General features: G+C 72.8%; 8 protein-coding genes. All 8 read right to left on the reverse strand.

Going from position 1 to position 20,186, the window contains the following annotated elements:
- Nucleotides 1–94 precede the first annotated feature (94 nt).
- Nucleotides 95–1,669: an amidase family protein gene (locus tag AADR41_RS27455; RefSeq protein WP_342284086.1), complete on the reverse strand. Its 1,575-nt coding sequence runs from the start codon at nt 1,667–1,669 to the stop codon at nt 95–97.
- 88 nt (nt 1,670–1,757) lie between these two features.
- Nucleotides 1,758–9,986, reverse strand: a complete 8,229-nt coding sequence (locus AADR41_RS27460; RefSeq protein ID WP_342284087.1) for a type I polyketide synthase — start codon at nt 9,984–9,986, stop codon at nt 1,758–1,760.
- Between the two features lie 217 nt (nt 9,987–10,203).
- The gene (locus AADR41_RS27465) at nt 10,204–10,866 is read right to left on the reverse strand and encodes a DUF5701 family protein (protein ID WP_342284088.1); all 663 of its coding nucleotides are present in this window, start codon (nt 10,864–10,866) and stop codon (nt 10,204–10,206) included.
- A gap of 234 nt (nt 10,867–11,100) precedes the next feature.
- Nucleotides 11,101–13,386, reverse strand: coding sequence for an ATP-binding protein (locus AADR41_RS27470; RefSeq protein WP_342284102.1), 2,286 nt, complete (start codon nt 13,384–13,386; stop codon nt 11,101–11,103).
- Nucleotides 13,387–13,618: 232 nt separating this feature from the next.
- Complete coding sequence (locus AADR41_RS27475) at nt 13,619–14,929, reverse strand: ferredoxin reductase family protein (RefSeq protein WP_342284089.1); 1,311 nt, start codon at nt 14,927–14,929, stop codon at nt 13,619–13,621.
- Nucleotides 14,930–15,643: 714 nt separating this feature from the next.
- Nucleotides 15,644–17,761, reverse strand: a complete 2,118-nt coding sequence (locus AADR41_RS27480; protein WP_446751115.1) for a PAS domain-containing protein — start codon at nt 17,759–17,761, stop codon at nt 15,644–15,646.
- Between the two features lie 248 nt (nt 17,762–18,009).
- Nucleotides 18,010–18,990: a lytic polysaccharide monooxygenase gene (locus tag AADR41_RS27485; protein ID WP_342284090.1), complete on the reverse strand. Its 981-nt coding sequence runs from the start codon at nt 18,988–18,990 to the stop codon at nt 18,010–18,012.
- A gap of 401 nt (nt 18,991–19,391) precedes the next feature.
- Entirely contained in the window at nt 19,392–20,120 is a 729-nt protein-coding gene (locus AADR41_RS27490) for a VOC family protein (protein ID WP_342284091.1), read from the reverse strand.
- Between the last annotated feature and the right edge of the window lie 66 nt (nt 20,121–20,186).

Consider the following 20,186-nt stretch of genomic DNA (forward strand, 5'->3'; position numbering starts at 1 on the left):
AGCCGGGCGGCCGCCGACGGTGTCGTCGCCGGCCGCCTCAACGAGTGGTGCCGGACACCACTGAAGGCAGGTACCGCGTTCGTCGTCGGTCGCCTCAACGAGTGGTGTCGGACGGCACCGAAGGCAGGTACCGCGGCGCCCGCCAGGCGTCCAGCCGCCGTTCCACCGCCGCCCCCAGCGACAGCAGCTCGGCGTCCTGGCGGTCGCCGGCCATCAGGAGCAGGCCGACCGGCAGCTCGCCGACGAACCCGGCGGGCAGCGACAGCGAGGGGTACCCGGCGACGGCGGCCGGGGTGGAGGACGGGATCACGTCGTTGTCGCCCCGGGCGCAGTCCGTCGTCCAGGCGGGCGGGTTGGCCGGGGAGGCGATGGCGTCCAGGTCGTGGGCGGCCATGGTCTCGTCGATGGAGCGCCGGGACAGGTCCTTCAGCTCGGCGCGTGCGGCCCGGTGGCCCGGGTCCGTGGTCGGCGGCGCGACCAGGGCCTGCTCGAACAGCTCCTGTCCGGCGAAGCAGGTCCGCTCGGCCGGGTGCGTGCGGTTGAACCCGACCAGCCCGGCAAGGTCGCGAGGCCCGTTGCGGGTGGCCAGATAGGCGTCGATGTCCCGGTGGAACTCGCTCAGCAGCGCCGGGAACTCAAGTTCCGCGAGCCTGTCCTGGTACGGCGGCGTCACCTCGACGACCACGGCCCCGGCGGCACGCAGTCGCGCCGCGGTCCGCGTCATCAGCGCGTCCGTCCCGGCGCCGAGCGAGGGCAGCCGCCACAGTCCGATCCGCTTGCCGCGCAGACCGGCGGGGTGCGTGCCCCCGTCCGTGAGGCCGAGGGCGCGCGCGGCGCCGTCACCGCTGAGCACCGAGAGGGTGATCGCGGTGTCGACGACGTTGCGTGCCATGGGCCCGGCCGTGTCCTGCTCGGCGGAGATCGGGACGACGCCCGACTGACTGACCAGTCCGAGGCTGGGCTTGTGGCCGACGATCCCGTTCATCCCGGCCGGGCACACGATGGAACCGTCCGTCTCGGTACCGATCGCCACTTGCGCCAGCGACGCGGCGAGCGCGGCGGCCGATCCGGAGGACGATCCGCACGGATTCCGGTCCAGGACGTACGGGTTGTTCGTCTGCCCGCCCACCGCCGACCAGCCCGACGTCGGTTTCGCCGCGCGGAAGTTGGCCCATTCGGACAGGTTGGTCTTGCCGAGGATCACCGCGCCTGCCGCGCGCAGCTTCACGACCAGGTCCGCGTCCGTGTCCGGCGGGCTCCCGGCCAGCGCCGTCGACCCGGCCGTCGTCGGCATGTCGCGGGTGTTCACATTGTCCTTCAGCAGGACGGGAATGCCGTCGAGCGGACCGCGGACCTTCCCGAGGCGGTGCCTGACGTCGCTGGCGGCCGCCTGGCGCAGGGCCGTCGGGCTGGTGCGCAGCACCGCGTGGATCTTCGGGTCGACGGCCTTGATCCGCCGGAGGTAGGACCGGGTCAGCTCCGACGAGGTCAGGGCCCCCCGGTCCATGCGTTCCTGCAGCTCGGGGATCGTCACCGTGTCCAGGTCCACTCCGCGCAGGAGCGTCGGGCCGGAGTCGGCGGCCACCGCGGGCTGCCCCGGCACACCCGTCGCCAGCAGGGGTGCCGCAGCCAGGGCCGCGGTCAGGGCCGCAATGCTTCGCTTCTTCATGGGAACAGCCCATTCCAGGAGGATCCGCGGGCGCAAGAGACTTCTGCGCCTCTTCTCGCCCCGCACCCGCGCCCCTCCCGGGTTGTCCTCAGCCCAGGTCGCCGAGCCATCGGTGGACGGCGAGCGCGGTGGTACGGGCATGTTCCTCCAGCATGGTGAAGTGGTCGCCGGGCACGGTGATCCCGGCGTGCGGCAGGAGCCAGTCGGGGGCGGGTTCGGTGCCGGGCAGCCGGTCCTGGGCCCGTACGTACAGGGTGGGGCAGGCGAGTGGCGCGGGTTTCCAGCCCTTGAAGAGCTCGAAGTATCCGGCCATGGCGGTGAGCCGGCCCGAGTCGTCCGAGGTGAACTCCGCCGCCCGGCGCAGCATGTCCGAGGTCATCGCGGAGAGCGCCTCGTCCTGTTCGTCGTGACCGGGTGGATAGGTGTCCACCAGGACGACGGCCACCGGGGCGCCGCCCTCGGCCTCCAGACGTTCGGCCACGGCATGGGCCACCCAGCCACCGGCCGACCGCCCCAGCAGCACCGGAGGGCCTTCGCCGGCGGCCGCGCGTACGGCCGCGGCCTGGGCGGTGACGAGGGCGTCCAGCGAGGCGGGCAGAGCCTCGCGGGACTCGAACCCCGGGTGCCGCACCGCGGAGACCGGCCGCAGTCCTCGAAGCCCGGCACCGAAGCGTGCGTACTCCTGCGGTCCGGACAGTGCGCTGAGCGCGGGGGCGCAGACGAGCCGGGCCCCCGTGCCGCCCGCCGCGAGCACGACGGGTTCGTGCGCGGCGCCGGGCGCCCCGGACCTGTCGAAGACCGGGCGGAGACGGGCTGCGACGGTGAGGAGCACCATGCCGTCCCAGCTCCGCCCCCGGGCGCACGCGGTGCGGAAGAGCGCGCCCAGGGAGTCCGGGGCTCCCCCGGCGTGCGGTGCTTCGGCGGCCCGCGCCGGGGTGTCCGGCGGTGCGCCTGCCTCCCCGCCGACGGTGTCGGGCCGTGCCGGAGCGTCGGGCGCGGCACCCGCAGGAGGTGCGTCGGCGGCATGGCGGCGGGTCAGTTCGGTGGCGAGCGCGCGCGGTGTCGGGAAGTCGAACAGCAGCGTGGACGGCAGTGCCAGCCCCGTCGATGCCGCGAGTTCGTTGCGCAGATCGACCGCGGCCAGGGAGTCCAGCCCCAGGTCGGCCAGCAGGGCGTCCTCGTCGATCTCGCTCGCCTCGTCCCCGTGACCCAGGACACGGGCCGCCAGGGTCCGGATCCTGGCGAGCAGCGCCGCGCCCCGCTCTCCGGCAGCGGACGGGGCCCGGCCGGGTCGGTTCCCGCTCCCGTCATCCGCGTCGGCGGCAGGCATCGGGAGCCGGTCCGCAGCCGGGTCACCGGCGCGGAGCGCGGCCGGGGTGAGGCGGGCCGCGACCACCACGGGTTCGTCACCGGCCATGGCGGCGTCGAGGAGGGCCAGGCCCTCCTCGGGCCCGAGGGGGCCGAACCCGGAGCGGGCCATCCGCCGCCGGTCCGCGTCGCCGAGGTGCGCCATCATGCCGTCGTCCTGCTGCCAGGGGCCCCAGGCGATCGACGTACCGGGCAGTCCGAGCCGGGCGCGGTGTCGTGCCAAGGCGTCCAGAACGCAGTTGGCAGCGGCGTAGTTGGCCTGGCCGGCGGAGCCGAAGGTACCCGCGACCGAGGAGAACAGCGTGAACACGGCCAGGTCGTGTCCCCTGGTCAGTTCGTGCAGGGCGAGGGCGGCGTCCGCCTTGGGGCGCAGCACCCGCCTCAGACGGTCGGGGGTGAGGGCCGCGACGACGCCGTCGTCCAGCACCCCCGCGCTGTGCACCACACCCGTCAGCGGGTGGGCGGCCGGCACGGCGTCGAGCAGGGCGGCGAGCGCGGTCCGGTCCGCGACGTCGCAGGCGTGGACGGCCACCTCGGCGCCCGCCGTACGCAGTTCCGCGACGAATTCCCCGACTCCCGGCGCGTGGGGCCCGCGTCGGCCGGCGAGCAGCAGATGCCGGACGCCGTGGGCGGTGACCAGGTGCCGTGCCACCAGCATGCCCAGGGAACCGGTGCCGCCGGTGACCAGGACGGTGCCCTCAGGGTCGAGGGATCGCCGCTTCCGCGGCTCCGGTGCCGTCCCGGCCAGTGGCGTCAGCTTCGGCACGTACGCCGTCCCCCGGCGTACGGCTGTCTCCGGCGCCGGGGCTGCCAGCAGGGCAGGCAGGGCGTTCCATGAGTCCGGGTGGCCGTCGACGTCGATCAGGGCGAAGCGGCCGGGGTTCTCGCGCAGGGCCGATCGGACCAGGCCCCACACCGGCGCGTGCGACGGTACGGACGGCTCTTCGCCGGATCGGCCGTCGTCCCCGTGGCCGTCGTCGGCCGGGGCGACTGTGCCGGACGTCACGAGAACGAGACGGGAGCGGGACAGGTGCGGCTGGGCGAGCCACTCCTGGACGAGCCCCAGCGCCCATTCCGCCGCCCGCAGCGACTCGGCGGCCTGGTCCTGCGCGTCGCCGGTCGTGGCCGGCGGCGTCGGGCACGGGGCCACGACGACGGTCGACGACTCTTCGCACGCCGCCGCTCCGGCGTACACCGGGACACCGGACCCCAGGGGAGCCAGGACGTCCACCAGCCGGGTGCCCGCCGTGCCGAGAACTCCCCAGCGGGGCATCGCCGCGGGGACGGGCGGTGCGGTCAGTGGCACCCAGTCCGTCCGGTGGAGGGCACCGGTGAGGGTGTCGGTCGCCGGTCCGGTGCGCGGCAGGGGCCGGAGCGTCAGTGCACGGACCGTCGCCACCGGTGAGCCCGTCCCGTCGGTCAGCTCGACTCCGGTCTGCCCGTCGGTCCCGGGTGTCGTCCGTACCCGCAAGTGCTGTGCGCGGGCGCGGTGCACACGAACCCCGCTGAAGGCGAATGGCAGGCACAACCGGCCGACCGCCGGACCGGCTGTCCCGGAGCCGCCCGTGACGAGGCTGTCCAGGGCCAGGGCGTGCAGCGCCGCGTCGAGCAGCGCGGGGTGCAGGACGAATCCCGGGCCGTCCGCCTCCTGCCCCGGAGTGCGGGCAGCTTCGGGCAGTACGACATCGGCGTACAGCTCCTCCCCGTGGCTCCAGGCGGCACGCATGCCCCGGAAGGCGGGGCCGTAGCGCAGCCCGTCGGCGGCCAGCCGCTCGTACGGTCCGGTGGCCGGATCGCCGGCACTCAGCGGTAGGGCCTCCTCCGGCGGCCAGGGTGTGTGCCGCCGGGGTGCGCCGCCGGTACCGGTGGTGGCCGCTTCCCGGCCTGTGGGCGGCCGGGCCGGCGAGAGGGTGCCGGCGGCGTGCCGTTGCCAGGGCCGGTCGCCCTCCGGGGTGTGCGGCCGGGAGTGGAAGAGCACGGTCCGCCGACCCGCGCCGTCCGGTCCGGCCACCTTCACCTGCACTTCGACGGTGCCGTCCGGGGGCAGGGGCAGCGGCGCGGTCAGCACGAGCTCGTCCAGCTCGGCCGCGCCCGCCGACTCACCGGCGTACACGGCCATTTCGACGAAGGCGGTGGCCGGCAGCAGGATCTCCCCCACCACCACGTGGTCGGCGAGCCACGGCTGGTCGTGCACCGAGAGCAGTCCGCTCAGCAGTACCCCGTCGTCGTCGGCCGTGCGGGTGACCGATCGCAGGAACGGATGGCCGGCCCCGGCCGCGGGAGACACGGCCGGGTGGCCCGGTTCGGGCTCCAGCCAGAACCGGCGGCGCTGGAAGGGGTACGTGGGCAGTGCCACGCGCCGCCCGCCGCGCCCGGCGAAGACTGCCCGCCAGTCGACCGGCGTGCCGTGGGCATGCAGTGCGGCCAGGGTGTCGAGCAGGGCGTCCGCCTCCGGCCGCTTCCGGCGCAGGGTCGGCAGGACCAGCGGTGCCGGGGCCCGCCCGCCGCCGCCCGTGTCCGGGTCGGCCGGGGCCGGTCCGGCCGGGGCGAGGCAGTCCCGGACCAGGCCGGTGAGCACCCCGTCCGGGCCCAGTTCGACGTAGTGTGCCGCTCCTCGGTCACCCAGGTACGCCACCGAATCGGCGAAGCGGACCGGCCGGCGGACATGGTCCACCCAGAACTCCGGTGTGCACAGCTCCTCGTCGGTGGCCGCCCGGCCCCGCACGGCGGTGATCAGGGGCAGCCTCGGCGCGGCGAAGGACAGGCTGCGGACCACGTTCGCGAAGTCTGCCAGCGCGGGTTCCATCCGAGCGGAGTGGAAGGCATGACCGACCCGCAGTCGCGTCGCCGAACGGCCCCGCTCCCTGAAATGCGCGGCGACCTCGTCCACCGCGGTCTCGTCGCCGGAGACGACCACCGAGGCGGGCCCGTTGACCGCGGCGATCTCCACCGCGCACCCGGACTCGGCGAGGTGTGCGGCCACTTCGTCCGCGTCGGCTGCCATGGCGGCCATCGCGCCGCCCGGCGGCAGTGCGTCCATGAGCCGGCCCCGGGCGGCCACCAGTGTGCACGCGTCCACGAGGGACAGCACCCCGGCGACATGTGCCGCCGTCACCTCGCCCACCGAGTGCCCGGCCACCAGGCCGGGGCGTACCCCCCAGGCCTCGAACTGCCGGAACAGGGCGGTCTCCAGGGCGAAGAGAGCCGGTTGCGCGAACCGGGTCGTGTGCAGCAGCGCGCCCGTCTGCGTACCGGGCTCGGCGAACACGACGTCCCGCAGTGGCACCGGCAGCAGTGTGTCGAGCAGGGCGCAGCACTCGTCCCACGCGTCGGCGAAGACCGGGTGCAGTTCCCGCGCCTCGTACAGTTCCCGGCCCATGCCGATGCGCTGGCTGCCCTGGCCGGTGAACAGCACGGCCGTCGGGCCGTGCCGGCGGGACGTGCCCGTGTGCACGCCGGGACGGTCGACGCCCTCGGCCACGGCCGTCAGGGCGCCGAGCAGTCCGGCACGGTCCCGGGCCACCAGCACGGCCCGGTGGTCGAAGGCCGCGCGCGTGGTGGCGAGCGAGTACCCGATGTCCGCCGGGGCGGCGTCGGGGGCTGCGGCCATGTGGTCGTACAGCCTCCGTGCCTGGGCCCGCAGCCCCGGCAGGCTCCTGGCCGACACCGCGACGGCCACCGCGGCCGGTCCGGGACGTACAGTGCCTTCCGGCTCCGTCACGGCGCGCGGAGGCTCTTCGAGCACCACATGGGCGTTGGTGCCGCTGATGCCGAACGAGGACACCCCCGCCCGGCGCGGACGGCCCGTGGCGGGCCACTCCATCGCCCGGCTCAGCAGCTCGATCCGCCCTGTCGACCAGTCGACACGGGGGGTCGGTTCGTCGGCGTGCAACGTACGCGGCAGCACTCCGTGGTGCATCGCCTGCACCATCTTGATCAGGCCGGCCACGCCGGCTGCGGCCTGGGTGTGGCCGATGTTGGACTTCACCGAGCCCAGCCGGAGGGGGTGTTGCCGTTCGTGGCGCCCGTAGGTCGCGAAGAAGGCCTCCGCCTCGATGACGTCTCCCAGCCGGGTGCCGGTGCCGTGCGCCTCCACCGCGTCGATGTCGCCGGGATTCAGCCCCGCGTCCACGAGGGCCTGCCGGATCACCCGCTGCTGCGCCGGTCCGTGCGGCGCGGTCAGTCCGTTGCTCGCGCCGTCCTGGTTGATCGCCGAGCCACGCACCACGGCCAGCACCGGAAGTCCCGCGCGGCGCGCCTCGGACAGCCGGCTGAGCAGCAGCATGCCGGCGCCCTCGGCCCATCCCGTGCCGTCGGCAAAAGCGCCGAACGCCTTGCACCGGCCGTCCGGGGACAGCGCCCGCTGGCGGCTGAACTCGACGAACGACGAGGGCCCCGACATCACCGTGGCACCGCCGGCCAGCGCGAAGGCACACTCGCCCCGGCGCAGCGCCTGGGCCGCCAGGTGCAGGGCCACCAGGGACGAGGAGCACGCGGTGTCCACGGTGAGGGCCGGGCCTTCGAGACCGAAGGTGTAGGCGATACGTCCCGAGGCGACGCTTCCGGCGTTGCCGAGGCCGAGGTAGCCCTCGACGTGTTCGGGCGTCCTCGTCAGCCAGCGGGCGTAGTCGCTGTACATCAGCCCGACGTACACCCCGGTCGGCGAGCCGCGCAGGGTGCCCGGGACGAGACCGGCGTGTTCGAAGGCCTCCCACGCCACTTCGAGCAGCAGTCGGTGCTGCGGGTCCATGGCCAGGGCCTCGCGGGGCGAGATGCCGAAGAAGCCGGGGTCGAAGCGGTCCACACCGGAGAGGAAGCCGCCCTCGCGCACATACGTCCGTCCGGAGCGCCCCGGGTCCGGGTCGTACAGCTCCCGGGTGTCCCAGCCCCGGTCGGTGGGGAAGGGGCCGATGGCGTCCCTCCCGTCGGCCACCAGCTGCCACAGCTCTTCGGGAGAGGTCACGTCTCCGGGGTAGCGGCAGGCCATTCCCACGATCACCACGGGGTCGTCGTCCGAGCGGGCCGGACTCCGGTTGACGGGTCCGGCGTCGGCGGACGCCGCGGCGTTGCGTTCTCCGAGGTGGGCGGCGAGCGCGGCGACGGTGGGGAAGTCGAAGGCGACGGCCTCGGAGAGCGGCAGGCCGGTCACCGCCGACAGTCGTTCCCGCAGCACCGTCGCCGTCAGGGAGTCCATGCCCAGGTCCCGCAGTGCCGTGCGCGGTTCCACCTCCCGGGCCGGGCAGCCGAGCACAGCCGCCGCCTCGTTCCGCACCAGGTTCAGCAGGTCCTGCGAGGGCTGTCCGGCGGCCACCGTGCCCAGTGCCCGAGCCGGCAGGCCGGCGAGGTCGCGCCGCACGATCTTTCCGGAGCCGGTACGGGGGATCTCCGCCACCTCGAAGAGTTCGGCGGGCACCTTGTGTCCGGAGAGTTCCGCACGGCAGGCGGCGAGGACACTCCCCCGGTCCAGGGCGTCGTCACCGGGCCCGGGGACCAGATAGGCGACCGGTACCTCACCGAAGGAGGGGTGCGGGCGTCCGGCCACGGCGGCGTCCGCCACCCCCGGCAGTCGCCGCAGCACGGCTTCCACCTCCGAAGGGTGGATGTTCACCCCGCCCCGGATGATGAGGTCGCTCGCCCGGCCTGTGATCGTCAGTTCGCCGGAGGCGTCGATCCTGGCCAGATCCCCCGTGCGAAACCAGCCGTCGCGCAGTACTTCCGCGGTGGCCTCCGGCCTGCCGTGGTAACCAGCCATGATCCCGGGCCCGGTGACCCACAGCTCGCCCTCTCCCGTGTCCCGGCCGTCGGTGCCGCCGCCGACCCGGACCCGGGTGCCGGACAGCACCCGGCCGCACGATGTCGCCTCGCCCGGCGCCGGCATGGTGACCGGGCCCGCCTCCGTGCTGCCGTAGTGCTCCAGGTAGGGGGCGCCGCAGATCGCCTCGAAGGACTCGCGGAACCCGGGCCCCGCCGCGGCGCCCGCACTGACGCAGCCCCGCAGCGCGGGCGCGCCGAGACCCTCGGCGCCCGCTTCGCCGCGCACCGTGTCGAGCAGCGCAGAGTACGTGGTCGGGACGCCGCCGAGCAGGGTGAACGAGGCGTCCTTGCCCCGTAGTTCGCCGAGCACTCCCGCCACCGAGAACCGGGGCAGCAGCACCGCGCTCGCCCCGACCGCCGTCACCCCGAGGAAGCACACGATCTGGCTCATCGCGTGGTGGAGGGGCAACGGCCACAGCACGTGGTCCTGTTCGGACAGGCCCAGGGCACCGACAAGGCCCGCCGCGACCGGGGCCAGGCGGTTGCGTTGGGTGGACAGAACGCCCTTGGCCGCGCCGGAGGAGCCCGAGGTGTAGAGCAGCCAGGCCACGTCGTCCAGTGCGAGATCGTCCCGGGCCGGCGTCATCGGCTCCGTACCCGCCAGCTCCTCGTACCGCAGAACGCCACCGGCACCGGGGGCGGGCCCGCCCCCGGTGCCGCCGTCCTCGTCCGCCGGTCCTTCGGAACCCGTGCGCGCGGACGGGTTTCCTGCCTCCCCCTCGTGGCCTCCCCCGACCGCCACCACGGTCAGTCCGGGCCGGCCCGGCAACGCGGGCCGCCGTGCCAGGCCGGCGTCATCGGTGATGAGCACCCGGGCCCCGCTGTCGTCCAGCAGGCGGGTCAGTTCCTCGTCCGAGTTCCCGGGGTCCAGGGGCACGCCCACGCCACTCGCCCGGGTGACGGCGAGCAGGCTCTCGACCGCCTCGACCCGGTTGCCGAGCAGTACGGCCACCCGATCACCGCGCGCCAGACCGAGTCCGGCCAGGTGGCCGGCCAGCCGTGCGGTCCTGAGTTCCAGCTCCCGGTAGGTCACCCGCGTGAACACGTCCTGGAAACAGACCTTGTCCCCGAGGCGCCGGGCGTGGTCCCCGAGCAGTTCCGGCAGTGTTCTGACGATGTCGGCGTGCGTACCCACCGCATGACCTCCCTGAGACGACCCGCCGTTGAGGACGACGGCATGGTGCTCCGGGTTGCCTCCCGGCGGCGGGTGGACGGTGCGGGCGACGGTTGGTGAAACACCCGCTCGGCGCACGTCAGTTCATGGCGCCGTGTCACCCGTCCATGATCCACCACGCGTGATCATTTCCAGCACACCGTCCCGGAAGGCGCTGCCCCGTGGCCCGGCCGTCGGCTCACACCGACTCTCGGCCGGTGGCGGAGGCGAAGCCCAGCCAGGTGTGGCGGTTGCCCCACCAGCACCAGCCGACCTTCGGGGCGTTGCGCCGCTCGCTGCCGTCCCTCCCGGTGCCGTTGCTGATCCAGATCGCCGGGGTGCGGGCGTCGAAGCCTCCGTTCGCCTTGCGCAGCCGGGAACCGATGGTCATGAAGCAGCGGTTGCGCTCCAGGGCCCCCGGTTGCTGGAGCACCCAGTGGATGCCCTCGGTGAGCAGCAGCGGAGAGCGGTCCTCCCCGGCAAGAGCGGGCAGCGCCTCCTCCGGGCTCCAGTCGGCCTTGTCGTCGCCGCGGTCGATGCCGGTCACGAGGTAGAGGGAGGCTTCGGGCAACTCGATGTCCACCGGGGCGAACCGATCGACGTCGGACATGTCGACGACGACGAATCCGGGCTTGCCGTCACGTCGGAGCAGCGGCGCGAGGGCGGAGGCGGGGGCGCGGTCCGGGTGGACGACGAGCAGCGCGTCCGTACGGTCGTCGCCGGCGCCCTCGGCGAAGGCGCGCACCTCGGCGGCGGGTATGCCGGCGAGTTCGGTCACCCCGAGTTCGCTCAGGCGCTCCGCCTGAGCGGCGAGCGACGGGAGTGAGCCGACCGTGGTGCTGGTGGAAGCGGTACCGGGCACAGTACTCCTCGGGTCGTGGTGCAGAGCGAGTGGATCAACGACGCGGCCGCCCGGGTTGTTCCCACCGGGCACGGCCGGGCACGGCCGGTCCCGGAGGCCACCGAGACCGGCGGTCCGACGGCCGGCCGTCGGCGCCTCGGCGCGGACGGCCGCCGAACGGATCGTCAGACTCTGCCGCACGGCGGTCCGTTCGGCCGGGACACCGGACGTTCCGGCCGAACCAACCGAAAAACCCTAGGCACTGAGCACCGACGCGATCTCGGTGCGTGAGTCGATCGCGAGCTTGGTGAGGATGCGCTCGACATGTGTGTCCGCGGTCCGCTTGGAGATCACGAGCCGCTCGGCGACCTCCCGGTTGGACAGTCCCTGTGCGACGAGCGTGGCGACTTCCCGCTCCCGCGGGGTGAGTACCTCGGTCACCGGGGATCCCGGTCGGCTGCGGGGCAGTCGCTGCCCGGCCAGTGGGCTGTCGGTGTCCGCGCGGACCGCGTCCAGGATCTCGGTCCCCGACAGCCGGGCCCCCACGCCGTACCAGCGTTCGTATTCCGTGTTCCCCAGCGTTTCCCGCACGGCGTTCCGGGTCGCCTCCTGCTGTTCCAGCACGGACGTCAGCATGGCCACGGGGTCGCCGCCGAGCCGCCGCGCGCCTTCCGCGTATCCCAGCAGCCATGCCGCCCTCACATGGCGCTCCTGGTGTGCGGCGTGCCAGGCCAGGCCCAGACAGCAGAGCGCGGCTACCAGCACGTCTCCGATCTCGCTCATGGCGTCCAGGGCCTGCCGCAGCGCGTCGGCGCCCTCCTCGTGGCGTCCGGCGAGCCAGAGGATGAGGCCCTCGGCCATGAGCGTGGATCCGTAGAACTGGCGATCGCCCGTGCCGTGCAGATGGGCCAGCCCCATCTCGCACAGTTCGAGGGCCCCGTCGGTGTCCCCGAGCACCGCCCGCAGCAGCGCGCCCTCGTAGTGGACCAGGCTCATGCCCAGCGAGTCGCCCACGGCGACGATCCGCCGGCGCCCCTGCTCCAGTTCGGCCAGTCCCTCCTCGATCTCGCCGCAGAGCGCTCTCATCGCCCCGATGTACGGCTCGGTGAACATCGCGACGCGCTGTTCGTCGCAGTTCAGCGCCGCCTCCCGTGCCTCCCGGAAGAAGGTCGGCGCCTCCGCGAGGTCGGCGGTCCAGGTGGCGAACACGCCGGACATGAACAGGCCCCAGGCCCGCTCCGAGCGGTCCTCGGGCACCAGACGGAGTCCCTTGTCGATCCAGTACCGCCCTTCCGACAGGGTGCCGGTCGCCCGCCAGTGCGGGGCGAGCCGCACGGCGAGGCTCAGCCCTTCCGCCGCGCGGCCCGGGGCTGTGAAGGCGTACTTCATAGCGGCCCGGATGTCGGCGATCTGGCCGCGTACCGCTCGATGCAGCTCCGTCTGGGCCGGAGTGATGAGTTCGACCCACAGTCGACCGACCGTGTCGCGATGGTGTTCGAAGTGCCGACCGCGCACGGCGGACGCGTCGCTCTCCTCGTCGAGGCGCTCGGCACCGTATTCACGGATCGTGTCCAGGAGCCGGTAGCGCGCCCCGTCCTCGCCCACGCGTTGCACGACAGACTTGTCCACCAGGCCGAACAGTGCCTCCAGGACCGCGTCGGACGGGAGCCCGCCGCCCCCGCCCACCCGTTCGGCGGCCGACAGTTCGAACGGGCCGGCGAAGACGGACAGGCGTGCCCACAGCAGGCGCTCCGCCGGGGTGCAGAGCTCGTGGGACCAGCCGATGGTCGTACGCAGCGTCTGGTGCCGGGCGCAGGCCGCGCGCTGCCCGCCGGTGAACACCTCGAACCGGCGGTCCAGCCGGGACACCAGCTCGGCAAGCGGTGCGACCCGCAGGCGTACGGCGGCCAGTTCGAGAGCGAGCGGGATTCTGTCGAGCCGTTCGACGAGTGCCAGTGTCTGTGTCCGGTTGGCCTCGGTGACGGTCCAGCCGGGCAGCACACGGGCGGCCCGCTGTGTGAACAGCTCCACGGCGTCGTCCACTCCGAGCGGCGTGATCGGCATCGTCCGCTCGTCGGCCACGTCGAGGGGCTGCCGGCTGGTGGCCAGCACGCACACCTCGGCGGCCTCGCGCAGCAGGACGTCGCAGAGTACGGCACAGGCGTCGACCATGTGCTCGCAGGTGTCGAGCACGATGAGCAGCTGCTGCCCCTTGAGATGGTCGACGACCGCGTCCAGCGGCTCCTTCCCGGCCTGGTCCGGGACTCCCAGCACGGTGGCCAGCGTCGCGGGTACGAGTTCCGGGTCGGAGAGGGCCGACAGTTCGGCCAGCCACACCCCGTCCGGGAACCGTTCCCGCAGCCCCTCCGCCGCGCGCAGGGCGGTGCGGCTCTTGCCGACACCTCCGGGGCCCACCAGCGTGATCAGCCGTACTTCGCCGAAGGCCGCCTGAATCAGCGAGATCTCCTCTGCACGTCCGACGAAGCTGGTCCGCTCAGCGGGGGGTTGCCCGCCGCGCCGCTGCCCGAAGCCGAATCCCATGAGATCCCCGTGGTGATCAAGTTCTCGCGCCATTGCGAGAAGTCAACACAGTGTAGACAGACGACTGCGGAGCGTGTCCGGCGTTCGGATGGGCAGGTGTGTACGGGCGGCCCGGGGCAGGGCCGGGATCCGGCACCTCCCCGGGATCCGCCGACCTGCCCGTGGACGGGATCGCACTCCGCACGACCGGCACTGCCGGCACGAAACCAGGCGGCCGGGGCCGGAGTTCTGGTCACAGGGCGAAGCTCTCGGTATGGATTCGCTTCTGCGGAACCCCGGCCTGGACGAGTGCCGCCACCGCGGCGACGGTCATGCCGTGCGGCCCGCACAGATAGACGTCGCGCCTGGCCAGGTCGGGGACCAGACTGCGCAGCGTCTGCGGCGCGAGCGGATTGAACGAGGCGTCGGACGGGCCGAGCAGATAGTGCAGTCCCGCCTGACGGAACGCGGCTATGGCCTCCAGTTCCTCCCGCAGCACCAACTGCTCCTCGCTGCCTGCCCGGTAGAGCAGGGTGATGTCGCCGGGTCCGCCCGGCAGCGCCTCGAAGAGCGCCCGCATCGGTGTGATTCCCACGCCGCCCGCGAGCAGCAGCACCTTGCGCCGCTTGCGTCGTTGGGCCGTCATCGCACCGAAGGGCCCCGTGGCCAGCACTCGCGTACCTGGTTTGAGCCTTCGGATCCGCCGGGTGTGGTTCCCGACCGCCTTGACGGTGATCCTGAGTCTGTCGTCCCGCACGGGCGCGGAGAGCGAGAACGGCAGCGCGGAGTGCCAGACCCGGCGCCGCAGGAACCGCCAGCGGAAGAACTGCCCGGCCTCCGCCTGGAGTTCGCCGAGACCGTCCCCCTCCATCACGACCGAGAACACATCGGGCCCCTCGGCCTTGACCTCCACGACCCGCAGGTTGTGCTTCAGCGCCTGGCGTACGGGGACGACGATCCGGTATCGGACCAGCAGCACGACGACCGTGGCGTGCAGCAGCGCCCACAGCCAGAAGGCACAGGTGTTGCCGGCGAGATCCGGGCCGGTCATCTGGTGCGCCACCCCGAGCGCGGCTCCGAGGTAGGTGAGCAGGTGCACCGCCCGCCAGGTCTCGTGCGGGATCCGGCCGCGTACCGACCGCGCCGATACGGCTCCGGCGGCACACAGCAGCACCAGTCCGAGTGTGGCGAGCGCCAGTTGCGTACGGCTGAGCATCTGCAACGCGGAGGTCAGCAGGTCGTTCCCGTGGCGTGCGGCGGATCCGCACAGGGCGAGCAGTGCGTGCCCCAGACACAACAGCAGCACCCAGCGCCCGCTCCACGAATGCCACCGCGCGAGCCGGTCGGCGCCGACGCCGTGTTCGAGGGCGGGCACCCGTGCCATCAGGAAGAACATGCCCAGAGCGCCGTAGCCGGCGAGCAGGCCGGTGAGATGGGCGAACGTCGCGAACAGCTCGTCGAGCCGGAGCGTCGGCCGCATGCCCACGGCCCACAGGGCCAGGACCCAGAGGACTCCCGCGATCAGCCCTCCACGCAGGGACTTCGGAGAGATCCAAAGGGGCACCGGGATTCGGGGCCCGGCGGGAAAGGCCTGTTTCGCGACTCGTGCCAGATACTCACGGCGCGACCGCGCAGGCTGCTCGCGGTGCCTGGTCCGCGCGGACTCTGCGGGCGCCGACCGGCTCGCGGCGTGCCGGGGGCCGGAAGCCGGACCGGCGGACGCCGGTCCGGTGCGCGAGGTACGCCGCCGGCCCACCGGAGCGCCCGTCGGCCGAAATGCGGAGGGGTTCATATTCACTTCAGGATGGTCCCGGGTTTCCACAGAGCTGAACCTAAGGGCTGTCCCGCAATTCCTGGTGGAACAGCGTGCGGCGTCAGATGCGGTGCATCGCAAGGCGGAGGGACGTCCACATACTGGGTGTATGTGGACGTTCCGACAACGCGGCGAGGTGCCGTAGCTGTCGTCGCACGCCCGCCAGGAATTGCGGGACAGCCCTTAGCTGCTGGAATCTCAAGAAAATGCCGGCATCGGCTTCCTTGAAGATCCTTAAGGTTTTCTTGAGTCCGGCTTTCGGACCGGATAAGAACCGCTCCACGCCGACCGGTTCGCACGGTTCACGCACCGCGAATTTACGCCCCTTTCCGCATCTGCCGGAAATTCATGGCACCGGATTCCGATTCCGGAAGCACGGCCGCCGGCCATGGCCGTTCATTCGGTGTGACGGTGGAGCTCGTGTGCCGGCCGGAGTCCGGGCGGAAAATGCGGGGCCGTGGCGAACTACGTGACCGATGCGTCCAGCGCGTCCGGTACGTGGTACAGAGTCACCCCGCCCGGCAGGGACTGCGCCGGGGCAGGGGGCGGCGGTTCGGGCCACCCCGAGGGCACCTGCATCAGCTCGGGGACACCTTCCGCCCGGGCCGGTGCCGTCCCGAACCGGGTCCAGGGCACGACCTCGGCCGTGGCCGGCCACTCCTGCGCGGCCACCAGCACATGCCGCCCGTCCTCGGTGGACAGCGGTACGGGAAACCCGCCCTCGTCCGCCTCGAAGGTCGGCACGCCCGCGTGCATGGAGGCCGGGGCCCCTCCTCGCACCCCGTGCAGGTGCACGGCGTCTCCGGGCGCGGCGTGCTTCTTCGCACCCTCGGACGCGGTCACCACGACGCCTTCGGCCGGGCGCCCCCGGCGGCGGCCGGTCGGTCCGGATCCGTGGTGCGCGGGAGCCGTCGAGCCGCGCGGGACCATGTCCGTTGCAGCGCGCCGGGCATGTCGACGGCCGCTGCCGCCGGTGTCCGGAACCTCTCCGGAAGACCTGGGAGCGGGCAGGGCGTGCCGGGCGTCCGGGGAAGGCTGCGAGGTGGCGGCTCTCCTGCCCGCCGCGACGGGCACTTCGAGGACGTACGCGGTCCCGCCCGTCTCCCGCACCTCGCGTGCCCGCACCACACCGCCGTGAGCGGCGACGATCCCCCGCACGATGGGCTGACGCACGGGATCGCCGCCGGTGTGCGGCCCTCGGACCTCGATCCGTACGGTGTCTCCCCGCTGTGCCGCCACGACGACGATCGTCGGGTCCACACTCGCGGCACCCATGTCGACGTCGATGCCTGCCACGTCCGCGACGAGGTGGGTGAGCGCGGTCGCGAGCCGTTCCGGATCGATCTCCGCCTCGATCGGTGGTGTGTCCACGGAGAACCGGAGCCGGCCCGGACCGATCAGTTCGACGGCTCCGTCGATGCCGTCGTCCACCACTTGGTCGAGCAGGACGGCTTTCCTGCGCAGCCCGTCCGTGCCCGCGTCGAGCCGCTGATACCCCAGCACGTCGTCCACGAGGGCGGTCATCCGGGCGTATCCGGCCGACAGGTGCCGCAGGAGCTGGTTGGCCTCCGGCCACAGGTGAAAGGCGTCGTCGGCCGCCAGGATGCCGAGTTCGGTACGCAGTCGCTCAAGAGACCCGTGCAGGGCCCCGTCCAGGACGGCCTTCAGCTGCGCGTGCCGGGCGTCCAGGGCCGCGTATCGCTCCTCGTGCCGGTCCAGTTCGGCGTTGTGCCGCTCGGTGAGGTCGGCGAGCTGCTCCTCGTGCTTCCGCGCGAGCCGTTCGTAGCGCCGCTGATCGGTGAACGTCATGACCGCGCCGACGAGTTGCCCCCCGTCGCGTACCGGCGCGGTGGTGATGTCGACAGGAATCCGTTCGCCGTCCTGCGCCCACAGGACCTGCTCGCGGACCCGGTGCTTGCGGCCGGATCCGAGGGTGTCGCAGAGCGGTGACTCCTCGTACGGGAAGGGCTCGCCGTCCGCCCGGGAGTGCAGGATCAGCGGGTGGAGCTGCTGCCCGCCCAGCCGGCTGGCCCGGTAGCCGAGGATCTGTGCCGCGGCCGGGTTGACCAGTACGACGCGGCCCTCGGCGTCGGTGCCGACGACCCCTTCCGACGCTGCCCGCAGGATCATTTCCAACTGCCTTTGCGAGCGCACCAGTTCGGCCTCGGCATCGAGGGTGCCGGCGAGGTCCCGCACCACCAGCAGGAGAAGCCGGTCGTCGCTGTGGCCGTGGTAGGGGTCGGGCGTCTCGTGCCGGTCGTCCAGATGGACGCCGGTGACCTCGGCCGCGAACTCGCTGCCGTCGGCACGCCGGGCGACCATGCGCGCGGGCGCGGTGCGGCCCTGCCCGCCGGCGTCCCCGGGCAGCGGCATCGAGCCCGGGAGAAGGCGTGGGTCGAAGTCCGGCAGCAGGTCGAACAGCCCACGGCCGACCAGCACCGTGCCGGGCCTTTCGAACATGCCGAGGGCCATGGTGTTGGCATTGACGATCGTGCCGTTGCTGTTCACGAGCACGAGGCCGTCGGGGAGGGCGTCAAATATGGCCGCGAGGCGGTCGGCACCTCGGGATGGTCTGTTGTTCACGACGACGCTTCCTTCCTGAACCACCGCATCTTGCCTGCCGGCACTCCGGGGCCGGCAGCTTCCTGCCGTCCGGAACACGGGCGGGTGAGGGGTGTGGGGTACGGTCCGCCCGCGCAGGTGCGCCGTCGCGGTGTGGGCTGCGACAACAGCGCCCTGCACGAGCACGCGGCATCGGGCCGATTCGACTCGCCGCATTGCCACTTGATGTGCCGCGGCGAGGGGCCGCCGCGGCACGGGGCGAGGGGAGGTCAGCGGCCGCCTGCCGCCGAGCGACGACGTCCGAGGGCGAACACTGCCGTTGCGCCGATCGACAGAACGGCGGCCCCGGCGATGGCGATGTAGGGCGTGCTGCTGTTGCCACCGGTCTCGGCGAGTTCGGTGTTCGGGGCCTGTCCGGTGGTGCCGTTGACCTCGGGTTCGGCGGCCGTGTCGGCCGCCGCCTTCGGCGCGGGGGAAGCACCCGAGCCGGCCCGCGCGCCGTGGCCCTGGTGCTGGACCGAGGACTTCGCCGCACCGTCCGCGATCCTCTGCTCGGTGGGCGCGGACGCCGCCGGGGCGGGGGCGTCGGAGCCGGCGGCCTTGTTCCCCCCGCTGTCCTTGCCGAAAACGACGTCCGAGCAGGTGTAGAACGCCTCGGGAGAGTCCGAGCGCTGCCAGATCGAGTAGATGAGGTGGCGCCCGGACCGGGCGGGGACGTCGCCCTGGAAGACGTAGTCGCCGTTCTCCATCTTCGGGTCCGCGACCTCCACGAACGGCTTCGCCTCCAGGTCCGACCACTTCAGCGGCTTCGCCGGGTCGTAGGAGTCCTTGGTGATGTACAGCTCGAACGAGCCCTTGTGCGGGGCGGTGCCCTTGTAACGGAAGGTGTGACTGCCCCCGGACATCTTCGTCGACGGCCAGTCGGTGCGTGGCAGGTCGAGCCCCCGGTACTTTTCGTTCGCCGCACTGCACAGCTTCCCGTCGGGAATGATCTGCTTCGACTTCCCGGCCGCATTCGCGATGTTGACCGCATTCCAGTCGTAGAAAGCCTGCTTTCCACTGGCCGCGACAGCCGCCCTGCACGCCGCCGACCGCGGCGACTCCACACCCTCCGCATAACAGGCGGCGACACGGCTCACCGGATCCGTCATCGACCCGTGGGCCGACGCCGGAACACTCAGCGAAAAAGTCAGCGCAAGCGATGCGCCACCCGCAGCGGCACACACGGCAGCCTTGCGGCGAACGGTCATGGAAGAACTCCTCACCAACGATGATCTCCGGGACACAGACCTGCGGAACGGCCATTCGGCACGGCATCTCCGCGGTCCGGCGATCAGCAACCTAACCCCGGAAACGCCGGCAATCGGCCCCCTGGAACGGCAGCGGGCAATTCTTATGGATGCCTTAAGGCATTCCTCAGGCTCCGATCACTCAAGCGAGTTCCCGTTCCGTCGGACGGCCTGGGAAGCCGGTGCCCCGGGGTGACGGCGCCCCGGTCCGGCCCCGCACTCCGAGAGGCGCCCGTGGTCCATGGCGGGCCGGGCTCCGGTGAACCGGGACCGCGTCCGTCGCCGCAGGCCGGACGGGCTGAACAGGCGCTGCTCCGGCGGGAGCAAGGGGTCCGCGGTCGCCGTACGAGCGGGGCCCGCCGTCAAGGGCCGGACACGGTGAAGAGCGCGCCGTACGGATCGCGGATGATGAAGGCGTCCTTCGACGGGTCGTCGAGTGCGGGAACCAACGACGACTCACCGCCGGCGTCGAAGGCCGCGGCCGCGGCGCGTGCGCCGTCCTCGACCCGGAAGTCGACGATCCACCGGGGCCGGATTCTGGGGTCCGCGGCGGTTTCGACGCCCCCGCCGCGCAGGGTGGCAACAGTGCGCCCTTCGAGCCCGACGCGGACGTGGTCCTCCGCGTAGTCGACCGTGCAGCCACCGGGAGGCTGGGCCCAGTCGAAGATCCCCGCATAGAAGATGGCCGCCTCGAAGGCATGGCGTGTCTGCAGGTCCAGCCGCGCGGGTGCGCTGCCCCGCCCCACCGACCAGGCGAGGGCCATGCCCTCCCAGATGCCGAATACGGCGCCGTCCCGGTCGGCGGCGATCGCCGCACGGCCCTCGGCCAGTTTCACCGGCCCGACGGCGAGTGTGGCGCCCCGCTCCCTGATCCGGTCCGCGGTTTCGTCGGCGTCGTCCACGGCGAAGTACGGGGTCCAGACTGCGGGCGTGCCGGCGGCTGGAGAGCAGCAGCCGATGCCCGCCACGGGCCGGTCGTGTGCCATGGCCACGGAGAAGTTGCCACCGAGGGCGCTCGCGACGAACTGCCAGCCCATGACATCGGCGTAGAAGCCCTGCGCCGCGTCCAGATCGTGAACGATCAGGCTCACCCAGCAGGGAGCGCCGTTTGCGTGCCTGATCCTTCCGAGGGCCGGCATTCGATGCTCCTTCGGGTC

The organism is Streptomyces sp. CLV115, from assembly GCF_038448545.1.
Taxonomy (GTDB): Bacteria; Actinomycetota; Actinomycetes; order Streptomycetales; family Streptomycetaceae; genus Streptomyces; species Streptomyces sanglieri.

Bases quoted from the DNA above. Each gene is read 5' to 3' on its own strand.
- AADR41_RS27455 (WP_342284086.1), bottom strand. From the start codon at position 1,669: ATGAAGAAGCGAAGCATTGCGGCCCTGACCGCGGCCCTGGCTGCGGCA.
- AADR41_RS27485 (WP_342284090.1), bottom strand. From the start codon at position 18,990: ATGACCGTTCGCCGCAAGGCTGCCGTGTGTGCCGCTGCGGGTGGCGCA.
- AADR41_RS27470 (WP_342284102.1), bottom strand. From the start codon at position 13,386: ATGGGATTCGGCTTCGGGCAGCGGCGCGGCGGGCAACCCCCCGCTGAG.